Genomic DNA, 14,483 nt, shown 5'->3' on the forward strand with positions numbered 1-14,483 from the left:
GGTAGACTACGATTCCCGACTTTGAACCAGTAATTGAATACGGTCAAAGGCTCTGCTTGGGTATGCAGAGTAAACGGGATTAGTCTGTCCTTTTTTAATAATCTTCATTTCATATATGTGAAATAGTTCTTCACCATTTTCAGGCAATTTGTTACCTTACTTAATTATCTTTTAAAGTGGGTCCGGATTAGCTAAGTATATATGTGGAGAATATGTAATGTAGTGAAAGGCAGCTTTTCTGCCTTTCTTTATTTTTGTCTAAATTAGCTTTTCTAAGGTCTTTCGAAGGTAGGTATATTGCTGCCTTCTTTTAAAAATCTTCTAACAGAATAAGGATGGGGTTCTTCCCTTTACTCTCAGGTCACAAGCAGATGCTTGTGATTTTTTTATTTGAAAAGGAGATTAGCTATGACCAATAAAGAAAAAAGTGCTGAAATGGTTAGTAAATTTGTTCATGTATTACGTTGTTCAATTTGTAACATGCCTATGGAGGTTATGGATTTAAAGAGTCTCGTTTGTTTAAATGAACATACGTTTGATCTAGCGAAACAGGGCTATATAAACTTGTTGACTCGTTCTGTAAATAGTCATTATGACAAAGAATTATTTAAAGCAAGAAAAAGTGTAATTAAGGAAAGTGATTTATTTTCTCTCCTTCACGAGAAAATACTAGAAATTATTAAGGAATATTTAGAAGACTCAATGAGTGAAATCATGTTTTTTGATGCGGGCTGTGGTGAGGGTTCACATTTACAAAAAATAATAGATAATGCTGAAAATCTAGCCGTTACAGGAATTGGATTAGATATTTCAAAAGATGGTATAAAAATGGCAGCAAGTAATTATAAAGAATCCATATGGCTTGTTGGTGATTTAGCAAACTCACCTTTAGCTGACCAATCGTGCCATGTTATTTTAAATATCTTATCTCCTGCAAATTATAAAGAATTCCAAAGGATTTTAGTTTCAGATGGTATCGTTCTTAAGATTGTTCCTCGTTCTCATTATCTAAAAGAATTAAGAGAAGCGTTGTTCAATAATACAGATAAAAAGTCTTATAAAAATGATAAAACAGTCGCACTGTTCAATAATCATTTCCATCTACTAGATGTGATTAATCTCAAGTATACCAAGAAGTTAACACAAACAGCACTAATTCATTTAGTACAAATGTCTCCCTTAGCTTGGAATACAAGTAAAAGGGATATGAATCGAATCATAAATCAAGGTATTTCTGCTGTTACTGTGGATCTAGATATTTTAATAGGAATAAACAAGAAGACGAAAGGGGACAGATACTAATGGAAAATGTATGTATAGAAATGGAAAATATTGAAGTGACTTTTTTAGATAGAGTAGTATTAACTATCCCACAACTCTCTGTTCACCAGTTTGACCGAATTGGTATTGTTGGTAAGAACGGAGCAGGTAAAAGTACCTTGTTGAAACTTATGGATGGCCAATTAAAGCCAGATAAAGGGCGAGTGAAACGATTTATAGACTTTGCCTATTTTGATCAACTAACAAGGTCACAAGAAACTGAAGTAGATTACGAGCTTAAAGGCAAACTGGCAATCCCAGAAACGGATATTGGAAATTTTAGTGGTGGCGAACAGACGAGGCTAAAATTAGCCCAACTATTCTCAAATTATCATGAAGGATTATTAATCGATGAACCAACAACCCATCTTGATGACGAAGGTATTCGATTTTTTATCGATGAATTAACATATTACTACGGTGCTCTCATACTTGTAAGTCATGACAGGTATGTATTAGATAAACTTGTGACGAAGATATGGGAAGTAGCGAATGGAATTGTAACCGAATATACAGGCAATTATTCTGATTATGCAGCTCAAAAAGAACTTCAGAAAAAACAGCAGCAGGATCTACATGAAAAGTATGTTAAAGAGAAGTCACGTCTAACGAAAGCTGCTGAAGAAAAAATGAAGAAGGCAGAAAAAATTACACAGGCAAACGGTCATATGTCCAAAAAAGAAACAAAAGCAAAGGCAAACAAAATGTTCATGACGAAGTCCAAGGATACAAGTCAAAAAGCAGTTCAACGAGCAGCAAAAGCAATCGAACAAAGAGTGGAACAACTTGAAGTGGTAGAGGCACCTAGAGAAGATAAACGCATTCGATTTCAGCAGTCCAGTGCTCTTCAATTACACAATAAATTTCCGATCATGGCAGATCGGTTAACGCTAAAGGTAGGGGAGAATACGCTTCTCGATACATCAAGCTTTCAATTTCCATTAGGCAAGACCATTGCTATCACAGGTAAAAATGGCTCAGGTAAAACTACGTTGCTTCGCTATATCCTACTGAGGGGGAAGGAGATAACTATTTCACCTAAGGCTGTTTTTGGTATTTATGAACAAATGGATTATCAGTTTACCAAAGAAGAAACGGTACTGGAATATATGAAAGAAAGAAGTGATTACGATGAGAGTAAGATTCGTTCTGTCTTGCATTCCATGAGTTTTACAGGAAATGATTTAAAAAAGGATGTTCGTAACTTAAGCGGTGGAGAAGCAGTACGTCTCGTATTGTGTCAACTATTTTTAGGAAGATACAATATTCTTATTTTGGATGAGCCGACAAACTTTCTTGATGTATTTTGTATTGAAGCGTTGGAACGATTCATTAAAGCGTATGAAGGCACTATTCTCCTAGTGTCACATGATCGTAGCTTTCTTGATAAAGTTGCTGACTATATTTATGTGATATCCGATAAAAAGTTAGTATTATCAAGCTAATGTTAATACGATGAACAGGTATAGTCTACTCTTTTCTTCGAACTCCAAAAAAAATAGGCATGCTAATATTTAGCATGGAAATGAGGGAAGGGAGGTGTTACTATAATAAATGAAGGAGTGGTACACATGATGTATGACTCCTTTCTTACATAAAGTTAGAGTCTTTATAATACCAGTCGTTGTTTCTTCTTGTAATGGAGGTGTAAATTTGGATAAGAACTCATTACTTAGATTGCTTGGAATCATTATAGCTTTAATATTTGGCTACTTTATTCTAACTCATATTTCATTTGAGCAGGAGGAGGAATTTGGTAATTTTCCTATTCCAAAGGGTGCCAAAGTAATCAAAGAAGAGAAAAACTTTATAGCATATAGTTGGTCGAAGGCATCTGAAGAAGATGGTATTCCTAAAAGATATCAGAAAGAGTTGGAAAAAGAAGGATGGGAGATTGATTGGAGTGAAGGCGCTGGAACTATTTATAAGAAAAATAATATAAGGGTACTCTTGATTTGTTCAACAAGATACTTATCAATTAGCCTAGCTAAATAATAGAGTCTTCAACGTGCGATTATTATTATGGAAAAGGAGCAGCCAAACGATTTACATCCAAATCAGTTAAAGATTGGTATGTGATGGCTTGGAGAATGTGGTTTGACATAAGAGTCGAAAAAGGAATTTCGAGAGATAATTATTCGCCACCACCAAGAGTTGACACAGCAATGATTTCCATAGTGAGAAAGAAGCAGCCACTAGTTTCTTATAAAAATGTGAAAACGTTGCAAGGTTATTATCATACGGATTGAAATATCCTACCCTGCCAGTTAATAATTTCTTAAGAAGTATTTTTACTGCACCACAAGCGAAAAAAGTTAGGGCCGAAATTAATGTTGTGCCTGAGCAAACAGTGAATAGTCTTAATGAAGAACATTGGTCAACGATATGCAATACTATGGTCCAATATGTGCCACCTTACTTATGGCCGAGAAAATAAGGGATATAGTTTGTAAATTTTTTTAACTACAAATTTGTTATTAAATGAAAGGGGGAAAATAAATAATAAAAATTGACGTGAATTTAATTTCAAAGTTAATTAATAGTCAATTTGATAACGTAACAGAATGATAGAGTTTAATAATTCGAACTAGTATGGATTGTATGGTCCCGCATTTGCTTGACTAAGGAATAATGATGAGTTGAAATAAAACAATAAAAAGAAATTCGAGCAGTCATGGAATAGAAATTCGCAATTTTAAAAGACATCACATTTGTGTCCATTTTGTAAAACACAAATGTGATGTCTTTACACGTTTTTACAACGTTCCTTATCTAAGTGATTTATGAAAATTCCATTCTATTTTTGCTAAATTTTTCATTATAAATAGTGTTTTTATTAATAATGATCCTACTCTAGTAAAAATTTTGCTTAACAAAAGAACAATCCTGGCATCATATTTAACAACTGCCTGAATTGATTATAATTTACAAAATAGTTGTATGAATAGTATAATTATGAACTTAAAGGGGGAATTAATATGTTAAAGAGAGCAATAGCAGTTTGCGTAATCATAGGATTGTTAGCAGGCTGCAGTTCGCCAAACACAGAAAAAGAAAAAGATACAGGGAACAAAGTAGATGAAGTAGAGAAAGTAGACAAAGAAGCATTGGAAAAGGAACAAAATGGTGCTAGAAATTATTTTGAAGAAATGCTAACAGCGGTGGAAAATAATGATAAAACAAAATTTATGTCCTATCAAGATGAATCCAATGAGTTATTCTACAAGGAACAAGAAGTTTGGGTGAAGGAGTTAATACAAAGGAAAAATGAAGGCTGGGAGATTTCTGTCGGGATTAATAATATAACCCTGGAATCATTGGATCACGGAAGCTTAGAGTTAAAAATTAATATGAAGTTAAACGATGAAGATATCAGTAATCATATTACATATCCGATTAATAAAATAGATGGAAAGTGGAAAGTAAATGATCTTGCTTTTAAGAAAATAGTAGATGGACCAATAAATCTCTACTATCTTCCTTTCATAGAGAATGACGCAGAAGTTATACTAGCGGATATAAAGGATCTAGTTAATTTATACACCGAAACATTTGGGTGGGAGCCTGAGGAGTTAAATATTAAGCTTTATACATCGCTTGAAGAAATTTCAGCTTCCACCGGATGGCCACATCTATACGGGGTTGCTGTTCCATTTATTTCACTTAAATTTTTGGTTCAAGGAAGTTACTCCGAATCAACGTATTCATTGATGAAACACGAAATAGTGCACATGATGTTTTCAGATCTTGCAAACGACAATACCCCTACCTTTTTACAGGAAGGTCTAGCGACTTTTGTTTCAACAGCAGTAACGAAAGATAATTCTGGAAAACCACAATTGGATTTTTCAAAAATAGCTGAAAGAGAATCTATAATTTTAGAAAATATGGAAGAAATAAAACCTATAGATAATCTAAAAGACCTAAATTATACAGATGATGATGTTGATATTTATGGGATGGGTTTTTTAATAACAGATTATTTAATACAAACAAACGGAATTGAAAAATATGTAGATATGACAAAAATCCTGAAGAAAGACGAAGTCGTAGATAGTGATAATCCAGATCGAGAAAAAATCGTGTTTGAACGAGCTATTCAAGCTTTGGAAGAAACCTATGGTTCCTTAGAAGAATTGTCAAGTGGGTATGTAGATTATTTTAATAATAAGCAATAGAGCAAAGAAGCTAGAAAAAGAACTCTATTAATTATAACAAAACGTGATACCATCCTTTAAAAAGGTGAGGTATCACGTTTTTATTGTTTTCTTATATGGCAAATAGGAGAGTAATGCTGAAGATAGTTGCTCGAATTTAACTATTATAAATCTATTTAAAGATGAATCAAATGGGAGAATAGTATTAGGACATATACTCACTAGCAATGAAGCATAAGTTGACTAGGTGAGCATATTTTATATCAGCTGCACAACTAAATAGTTATATAAAATTGTATTAACTCAAAATATATTACATTGAAGGTTTATAAAAACAGTGGGAAGTAATGCTTTGACATAAGAATTTTACAATGTCCAAAATAGATGTTCTTACTATAGATAGCTTCTCTGTTAAAAGTATAAGAAGTAATCCATACTACTAATAATATTCATGTAATTTAATCATGGATACAGCATAAAGCTAGAATCTGGGAGGGACCTACATGGATCTGAATTTAAAAGGAAAAACGACACTAGTTACCGGCTCAACATCTGGAATTGGAAAAGCGATCGCCATGTCATTAGTCGCAGAAGGTGCAACTGTACTTATTAATGGACGTCGTGAAGAAAAAATTAATCAAACAATAAAAGAAATCCAAGCAAAATATCCTCATGCTAATCTTCAGTCAGTAGTAGCTGATCTAGGAACAGAACAAGGGTGCCAAAAGGTAATTGAGCAATACGCTGAATTAGACATTCTTGTAAACAATTTGGGAATCTTTGAGCCCATTGAATATTTTGCTATTCCAGATGAAGATTGGTTTAAGTTTTTTGAGACCAATATCATGAGTGGCGTTCGCCTTACTCGCTGGTACCTAAAACAAATGATTCGAAAAGGAGAAGGCAGAGTCATCTTTATCGCTAGCGAGGCAGCAATCATGCCATCTTTAGAAATGGCACATTATAGTGCGACTAAAACGATGCAGCTCTCACTCTCTCGCAGTTTAGCGGAGTTAACCAAAGGAACAAACGTGACTGTCAATACTGTTATGCCTGGTTCCACATTAACAGAAGGAGTCGAATCGATGTTAAATAGCCTTTATCCAAATGAGAAATTAACAATGGAAGAGGCTGAAAAGCGATTTATGAAAGAAAATAGACCAACCTCCATTATTCAAAGGCTTATTCGGCCAGAAGAAATTGCCTATCTTGTAACATACTTAAGTAGTCCTCTTTCATCCGCTATTAATGGCTCCGCATTACGAATAGATGGGGGATTAGTACGCAGCGTTTTTTAATTACTAAAGTAATGTATATCTACTAATCGTCCAATGCTAAAGTATCATAGAGAAATTTATTTTGTTAGGGATAGTCACCTGAAAATATGGAGTTGAAGCGATACTTAAGCTTGTTCAAATTCCGTCAATACAATTGGACCTATCAACCACTTATTCGATATAGGCTCGCGAGTAAATTAATAACAGGGGGAACAAAATAAATAATATAGGACTTTTGAAAATGTAACCTTCCATGCTTAGATGGAAATTAAAACCTGTGATTTTAGATTGAAATCAGTTGATACTATGCAAAAGAACATCAGCAGGAGGGTCTTGATGAATACGAAAATATTATTTCTAGTTATTTTTTGTTTTATGTTACTATTTCCAACGATTTCCCATGCACAAGTGATTCATGAAGTGAGACCAGGCGATAGTCTATATAAAATTTCTAAACAATACCGTGTTAATAAGGATGAGCTCGCAAAATTAAATGGCATAGCCAGAGATATTCAATTAGTACTTGGCCAGTCTCTATTAATTCCTAGTTCAACTTATGTAGTCCAGCCAGGAGATAGTATTTGGGAAATAGCATACCGTCATGCCATTAGTGAAGAAAAATTAATCAACCACAATAAATTAAAGAGCCGAGTCATTATCCCAGGGCAAAAATTAAAAATACCTAGACAGTCCAAAATGGATCTTTGGACTGGTACGTACTTTGTTCCAAAAGATAAAAATACAAATGCATGGATGCTTAATAATTATAAAAGTACACTTACCAGTGTTTTCTTATTTGAGTATCATTCCGATGATCAAGGTAATATTATTGGAATAGCGGAAAACGAAGCACATAAAATGGCTTGGAATCAAAACATGACCCCATATGCTACACTATCCAATCTGAGCGAAAAGGGATTTGATCCCGAACTAACACACAAATTGATAAGTAATCCGAGTCAAAGAAAAATATTCATTAATAATATATATTTGCTTCTGGACAGCCATGATTATAAAGGAGTAGTCATTGATTTTGAACAGATTAGAGCGAGGGATCGAGAAAACCTAAATCTATTTATTAAAGAACTAGCTGCTAAACTGCATCCTTCAGGCATGGAAGTCTTGATGGCTGTTCCCCCAAAACAAGGAGACCAGGTCCCGTCTTACTCTATCGCTTATGATTATGAGACGTTAGGTAAGTATTTGGATAGGATATTTTTAATGACATATGATTGGCATTGGCCAGGTGGTCCATCGGGCCCTATTGCTCCGATTGATAAAGTAAGAGAAACATTAAACTATGCTGTATCCGTTGTTCCGAAGTCTAAACTAATGCTAGGTATTCCACAATATGCTTATGATTGGACAATCACAGGGGATGAAAAATTAGGTACTTCATACTCCACCCAGCATGCAATTGATTTATATACGGGTTATCAAAGTAACATAAATTATGATGAAAATGCGGGTGCCCCGTGGTTTCGATATGTTGACAAAAACGGTAAAATACATGAAGTTTGGTTTGAAGATCCTCGTAGTCTTCTCGCTAAATTCCGTTTAGTTAAGGAATACGGATTAGCTGGAATGGGATGCTGGCATTTAGGACTCACGATGCCACAAACGGAAAAAATGTTACTGGAAGAATTTCGTATTGTTAAATAAGCCTCTAAAGTAGAGGGACTGAATGATTCCTCTTCCTAATTAATCCTGTACTGAATGCAGGATTTTTTTATTCCTCAATTCTATTGGTTTTTTATTATTATTGCAGTGACACAATCATAGTGTTTTGTTTGAAAGTATGGCTCAAAGATGATACTTGGAATTGCTGTAGACGATATCGTCGGACTTTGCCAAGTATAGCTATTGACGGAAATAGAAAATACTGACGGGGAGATGATTTAAACAAGGTGAACATAGAAGCTTAGTCGCCATTTTTTTGTAGAAAAACGAAAGTACAAGTTGGAACTTTTTATTAATTATAAGAACTGATTCATTATATCCTTTTAATTGATTATCCTATTCGAATCCCCCTTGGAGACTGTATCCAAAGGGGGAAATAATTCAATGGTGAAAATTTCCTTGTTCTTTTAATACAAGCGTTAAATAATCGAGAGTTGTGAGGAAAGCGTGTGAAAAAGTACCCACTAACTGTATTTTTAAAACAAGGTATGATAATATATTAAATAGATTGATATTTCTAAATTAATAAGAAAAAATGTAATTTTACAATTAAAATTAAAATGAAGAAATATTTTATAAGGAGGGAACTTAATAAAATGAAACGAATTAATTACTCGATACAGTTAGTAAATCTGATGGAGTCTGTATCGAGCTTAACCTAAACATCTATCAGTTAACTGTATCGTCCACATTGTAAATAAAAAAGTGGAGGAATAGTTATTATGAATATCAATGCGTTTAAAAAAGAATGGACAAAATATGAAAAAGTGAAATTTAAAGGCTGGGATTTTTCTCATATAAAGGACGGCTGGGAAAATGAAACTCTCCCATGGGATTATGCTAGAATCATAAATAAATATTTGTCTTCAGATTTAGAACTACTGGATATGGGTACGGGAGGCGGAGAATTTCTTCTGTCCTTAAATCATCCTTATGATAAAACATCAGTAACAGAAGGTTGGCAACCAAATATTGAACTTTTAAAGAGAAAATTAGTTCCTTTGGGGATAAATTTGGCTCCAATTGATGACGATGACCTAATTGATTACGATGATAATCGTTTTGATATTATTATTAATAGACATGAATCATTTAATATTAATGAAGTAAAAAGAGTATTAAGACCAAACGGTATATTCATTACTCAACAGGTTGGCGGAGAAAATGGAAACCGTTTATCAAATATGCTTATTCCAGACTTTCAACCAAGATTTAGGAACTTAAATTTGAAAAATACACAACATGATTTAGAGGAAAGTGATTTTGAGATTATATTCGCTAATGAATACTTTCCTTACCAAAAGTTTTTTAACATGGAATCGCTAATTTACTATGCAAAAGTTATTGAATGGGAATTTCCAGGGTTTAATGTAAATGAAAACTTTGTACAACTACTGGATGCTTATAATGAGTTAACATTAAATGGCTACGTTTTAAACTTTGAGCATCGATTTATAATAGTTGCATGTAATAACAAACCAATTTTATAAAATAATTTAAACCCGTTTTGAAAAAAATCAAAACGGATATTTAGCTTTTTATCAATTCTTAATGAATAATAAGAGATGCAGGAATTATTCTATTAAACCAAATGGCTTTACACAAAACAAAACAAAGCAATTAGTAGAAAAATGATACGATAGTTCAATTAACCGCCCATACAGTGGAGAGGTTTTCCTTTGCTTAAAGACTACTGTTAGAGTTATAAGAGAAGGGATTAAAGAACAAGATCATACAGATATAAAGGAGTATATATCTGTATGAAAAGAAAGATACCTGCTAGGTAGAAACGTCAAAGCTTTATCATTGTATCAATCTGGTTTTAGTTAATCCTAAAAGGTTTAATAAATTGTTAAAATTAGATCTAGAAAATAGTTTAAATTACCTTTAATGAATAGAAAGAATTGCAGGGTAAACTATCACTTGTTAAACAAAAAATCATAAACTTTGATATCATACCAAAACAAAACAAAAAGCTCCTCAACCATAAGTGGGAAGAGGAGCTTTACTTTATAATTAATTGCTTCGAGATCATACGTTCTGTTCATGTGACATCTAAATTAAAGATGCCTATTGGCTAACTTTTATAATATTAGTATAAATGATTTTTAAATATAAGTCTATATTTTCCGAAAAAATTATTTTATTGTTAATTATACCTGGCCAGGAATCTCAAGTAAGAGGAGAGTTAATATGAAATGGCTATCATGGGATATTAATTTAAAAACTAGACTTATTGGAGAAACGTTATTTAACATGTTGTTTTGGATGTATTTTCCATTTCTTACGATTTACTTTAGTGATGAATTGGGCGTGGTTGAAGCAGGTATTATGATGACTGCCCCCTCAATAATTAGTATATTTGGAGGAATGATTGGAGGTTATGTAACTGATCAATTCGGAAGACGTAAGATCATGCTAGTTGGTGCATTTATGCAGGCAGCATTTTTTGCTTTATTTGCACTTTCTTTTTCACCTTGGTTCGATTATGTAGCTTTCATTGGAATTAGCCTTGGGAAATCATTCTATAGACCAGCTAGTACTGCGATGGTAGCCGATCTTGTACCAGATGAAGAAAGGCGAAGTGTGTTTGCAACCTTTGCATCGGCTAATAATCTTGGTGCAGTTCTTGGTCCAATTATAGGTGCGGTTTTATTTTTCCAATATCGTAGTGAGCTTTTATGGGCTTGTACAGTGGTTACATTACTTTATTCTATTGCAATATTATACATTATTAGGGAAACAATGCCAGAGCACGAGGAAGAGGATGCAGAAAGCAAGACGTTGCTATTGCTTGTAAAGCAACAATTTGTCAATTATTGCGAAATTCTTAAAGATAGGGTGTTCTTTTTTTATATACTTGGTGGTATCTTCATAACCGTTTCAATTATGCAATTGGATCTTTATTTAGCCATATATGTTCGAAATTTTGTACCGGCTCAAGAGCTGTTTTCAATTGGGGAATGGTCAGTCGCACTAAGTAGTGAGGAAGTATTTGGGTGGATGATAGGATTGAATGGGCTTTTATTTGTTTTATGTGTTATTCCAGTAACCAAAATGCTGGATAGCTGGAGCGATCGAAATTCACTTATACTTTCAGCTTGTTTATCTGGAATAGGCATGTTTTTAGTGGGATTTACAACAAGTGCTTGGTTACTATTTGGTATTACAGTTATATTGACAATTGGAGAGATAATACATGGTCCAGTTGTGCAAAATTTTGTCAGTAAATATGCACCTAAACATGCAAGAGGACAGTATATGGGAGCATCTGATCTTCAGTATTCTCTAGGTCGATTAATTGCTCCTTTTACCGTCATTCTCTCTGTTTCTTTATCGCCAGTTTTAATATTTGGATTTATTATGGTATGTGCTTTGATTAGTGCAATTATTTATGTTTTTGTGTTTAAGATTTTGCCAGAGAACTATACTGCAAACAATAAAAATAGGGATTTTTAATTTTGAATTGTACTTATTCGGAATATAAAACGACTAAATTAATGAATTAGTACAGAGAAGGATCCTGCTAAATCAAATAGTGATTTAAAAGAGGTTAATTGGAAAGAATACGCAAACAATGAAATAAAAGAGCACATGAAGTTTTTCAGGAGTAGATGCTAAAAAAGCAGTTCTTCACACCTGTAGTATAACAGTTATTGAGATAAATGGAATGTGGAGAAACATTTATTACACCAATTGATAATAAATTCCCCAAGATTACTCTGAATAAATTAAATTTTATGATAAGGTATAGATAGAATTTGAAGAAAAGTACTTTAACTAACGACTAGATAATTGTATAAAGAAGATTGAAATGAAATTTGTTAACAAAAAAGGGAGGTATAGCAGGTGGACTTATTACTTTGGATTACCATTGGTTTCATAATAATCGGATTTATTTTTTTCACTTCAATGAAAAAAGGAATGGAAAATAAGCTCGCTTTTATAACAGCAGGTATGGAAGACGAGGAAAGTTCAGCAAAAGCAAAATCCATTATTTGGTGGATGGTGAGTACTACAGCTTGGGGAATAGTGAGTATGATTCTTATTGTTTGGTGGTTTCATAATTACTTTGGATAACTGTTTAAAAGATCCAACTGTAAAGAGGGTCGTCTTTTTCTTTGTTAAAGTTTTTTGAATATTATGGTATTATGGGATTAGGGGTTCTTCAATTAAAGTATGTTCAACCAGTAAATTCTGGTTACCCTTATAATACGATCTGGGCAGGATAGTGAAAGTAAAACAATGGTTTTTAAAATGAATTCCCTCCTATAAGTTGATTTCTAATTTAACTATATTATTTATTTGACACCATATAAAATTTAGACATTTTAGATTACTACTATTGAAGGGTTACAGATGAACATTGGATAAAGAGAGGTTGAGTGGGAATGGAAAATACAAAAGGCAAAGATGTGCTATGGGAATGGATTAAGGCACTGTTTATAGCAATTATTATAGCCTTGATAATCCGTACCTTTTTATTTACTCCTGTTGTAGTTCAAGGCTATTCAATGGAACCTACTTTGCAAGATAAAGAACGAATGATTGTAACAAAAATAGGTGAACCTGAAAGATTTGATATCGTCGTATTCCATAAATCAGAAAGTGAAGATTACATAAAACGTGTGATTGGATTACCAGGAGACCGCATTGAGTATAAAGATGATACATTGTATATAAATGGAACACCTTACGATGAACCGTATTTAGACGAACTCAAACGAAAAGTAGAGGATGGACCTCTAACCGGTTCATTTACATTACGCGAAACTCCAATTGGCGATGATGTAGTTCCAGAAGGTCATTTGTTCGTTATGGGTGATAATAGAAGAGATAGTACAGATAGTCGTCACCTGGGGGCTATTCCAATGGAAATGGTAATAGGAACAACAAATATTGTCTATTATCCTCTTAAAGAAATAAAGATTATTAGTAAGTAGAGTTAAACTTACATGAAAGATTATTATACCCCATATTTTTTACGAATGAGAACTTTAGTATGAAAAGGGCAATGACTTGTTGAATCAAAGAGCAGTATCCTTGCGAAACGAAGGGAGGGAAAATCATGAGTAAACGAAAGATAATAGCACTGGGTAACCTTTTAATAAGTGGTTCTATTGCTCTTATGATATCTATGTTTTTTGCGGGCGGAGCCATTTCTGAAAATTACACAGACAAAACATATGTTGCACCAGAGTTTTTCATAATTCTTGTTATCTGGGGGATTGGTGCAATATTCGTTTTGATTCAGTTTTTTAAGGATATAATACCCTATTTTGTTATTTCACTTATAATTACTTGGATTTCCATTCCTTTAGGGATAATAATAGGTTTTTCTATGGATACGTGATCAAGATAGATTAAAAGAACTTATAAAAACAGGGTATGTGAAGACAACAGTTTTTTAAAATGAGGTGTACTATGTCGGAAATATGTATTAGATTAATAACTTCAGATAATTGGAGAGAAGCACTTGAACTATCCATACACGATGCACAACAAAGGTTTGTTGCATCTGTTAATCCTCCTGTTGCTATTGCTCTTGCTAAAGCATATATAAGACCAGGAGGAAAGATGGTAGAGCCTTATGGAATTTACAATCAAAATAAGATGGTAGGCTTTTTCAATCTGCATTATACACCAGATAGTAAAGATGATTATTGGCTGTTTCATTTTTTCATAGATAAAAGATTTCAAAGAAGAGGATTGGGCAGAAAAGCATTAAATGAATTAATTAGACATATTAAAAATAGCAATCCTTCTTGTAACCGTCTGAATTTAACGGTTCATCCTGAAAATGAAGCAGGAAGATTATTTTATTTGAAATATGGTTTTTCAGATGACAATAAAATGACCTTCGATGAACCCACTTTTTCCATATTGTTATAACAATACTTTGAAACACATATTATTTAATTTTATTGGATTAACCAGCTAATGGTACGTAGCAGAAACAAATGACTTGGAATTAGATACTTTAGAGTGATAAGAAAAGAGAATAAGGAGCAATTGACGACTTGCACAATAATACTTTTATTCTGAAGGA

General features: G+C 33.2%; 12 protein-coding genes. All 12 read left to right on the forward strand.

The window, feature by feature from the left end:
• Window positions 1–408: 408 nt before the first annotated feature.
• The 12 genes from KI338_RS04630 (at window position 409) to KI338_RS04685 (ending at window position 14,326) form a co-directional block, all read left to right on the forward strand.
• The gene (locus KI338_RS04630; protein ID WP_212919781.1) at window positions 409–1,302 is read left to right on the forward strand and encodes a putative RNA methyltransferase; all 894 of its coding nucleotides are present in this window, start codon (window positions 409–411) and stop codon (window positions 1,300–1,302) included.
• A complete protein-coding gene (locus KI338_RS04635) occupies window positions 1,302–2,765 on the forward strand; it encodes an Msr family ABC-F type ribosomal protection protein (RefSeq protein ID WP_212919782.1) in 1,464 nt (487 codons plus the stop codon). The genes KI338_RS04630 and KI338_RS04635 overlap by 1 nt, the downstream gene beginning before the upstream one ends.
• Window positions 2,766–2,973: 208 nt before the next feature.
• On the forward strand, window positions 2,974–3,315 hold the full coding sequence (locus KI338_RS04640; protein ID WP_212919783.1) for a hypothetical protein: 342 nt from the start codon (window positions 2,974–2,976) through the stop codon (window positions 3,313–3,315).
• 983 nt (window positions 3,316–4,298) lie between these two features.
• Complete coding sequence (locus KI338_RS04645) at window positions 4,299–5,498, forward strand: M1 aminopeptidase family protein (RefSeq protein WP_212919784.1); 1,200 nt, start codon at window positions 4,299–4,301, stop codon at window positions 5,496–5,498.
• Between the two features lie 482 nt (window positions 5,499–5,980).
• Window positions 5,981–6,775, forward strand: coding sequence for an SDR family NAD(P)-dependent oxidoreductase (locus KI338_RS04650; RefSeq protein WP_212919785.1), 795 nt, complete (start codon window positions 5,981–5,983; stop codon window positions 6,773–6,775).
• 315 nt (window positions 6,776–7,090) lie between these two features.
• Window positions 7,091–8,416 (forward strand): glycoside hydrolase family 18 protein, encoded by a 1,326-nt coding sequence (locus KI338_RS04655; RefSeq protein ID WP_212919786.1) that lies wholly within the window; start codon window positions 7,091–7,093, stop codon window positions 8,414–8,416.
• A 740-nt stretch (window positions 8,417–9,156) separates the two neighbouring features.
• Complete coding sequence (locus KI338_RS04660; RefSeq protein ID WP_212919787.1) at window positions 9,157–9,924, forward strand: methyltransferase domain-containing protein; 768 nt, start codon at window positions 9,157–9,159, stop codon at window positions 9,922–9,924.
• Between the two features lie 703 nt (window positions 9,925–10,627).
• Window positions 10,628–11,893, forward strand: a complete 1,266-nt coding sequence (locus KI338_RS04665) for an MDR family MFS transporter (RefSeq protein ID WP_212919788.1) — start codon at window positions 10,628–10,630, stop codon at window positions 11,891–11,893.
• 390 nt (window positions 11,894–12,283) lie between these two features.
• Window positions 12,284–12,514 carry a hypothetical protein gene (locus tag KI338_RS04670; protein WP_212919789.1) on the forward strand — a complete coding sequence of 77 codons (231 nt, stop codon included), beginning with the start codon at window positions 12,284–12,286 and terminating at the stop codon, window positions 12,512–12,514.
• A 311-nt stretch (window positions 12,515–12,825) separates the two neighbouring features.
• A complete protein-coding gene (gene lepB, locus KI338_RS04675; RefSeq protein WP_212920049.1) occupies window positions 12,826–13,377 on the forward strand; it encodes a signal peptidase I in 552 nt (183 codons plus the stop codon).
• Between the two features lie 125 nt (window positions 13,378–13,502).
• Window positions 13,503–13,787, forward strand: coding sequence for a hypothetical protein (locus KI338_RS04680; RefSeq protein ID WP_212919790.1), 285 nt, complete (start codon window positions 13,503–13,505; stop codon window positions 13,785–13,787).
• Window positions 13,788–13,858: 71 nt separating this feature from the next.
• Window positions 13,859–14,326, forward strand: coding sequence for a GNAT family N-acetyltransferase (locus KI338_RS04685; protein WP_212919791.1), 468 nt, complete (start codon window positions 13,859–13,861; stop codon window positions 14,324–14,326).
• Window positions 14,327–14,483: the final 157 nt, after the last annotated feature.

Origin of the sequence: Ornithinibacillus bavariensis, from assembly GCF_018333235.1 — a bacterium.
GTDB classification, from domain to species: Bacteria; Bacillota; Bacilli; order Bacillales; family Amphibacillaceae; genus Ornithinibacillus; species Ornithinibacillus bavariensis.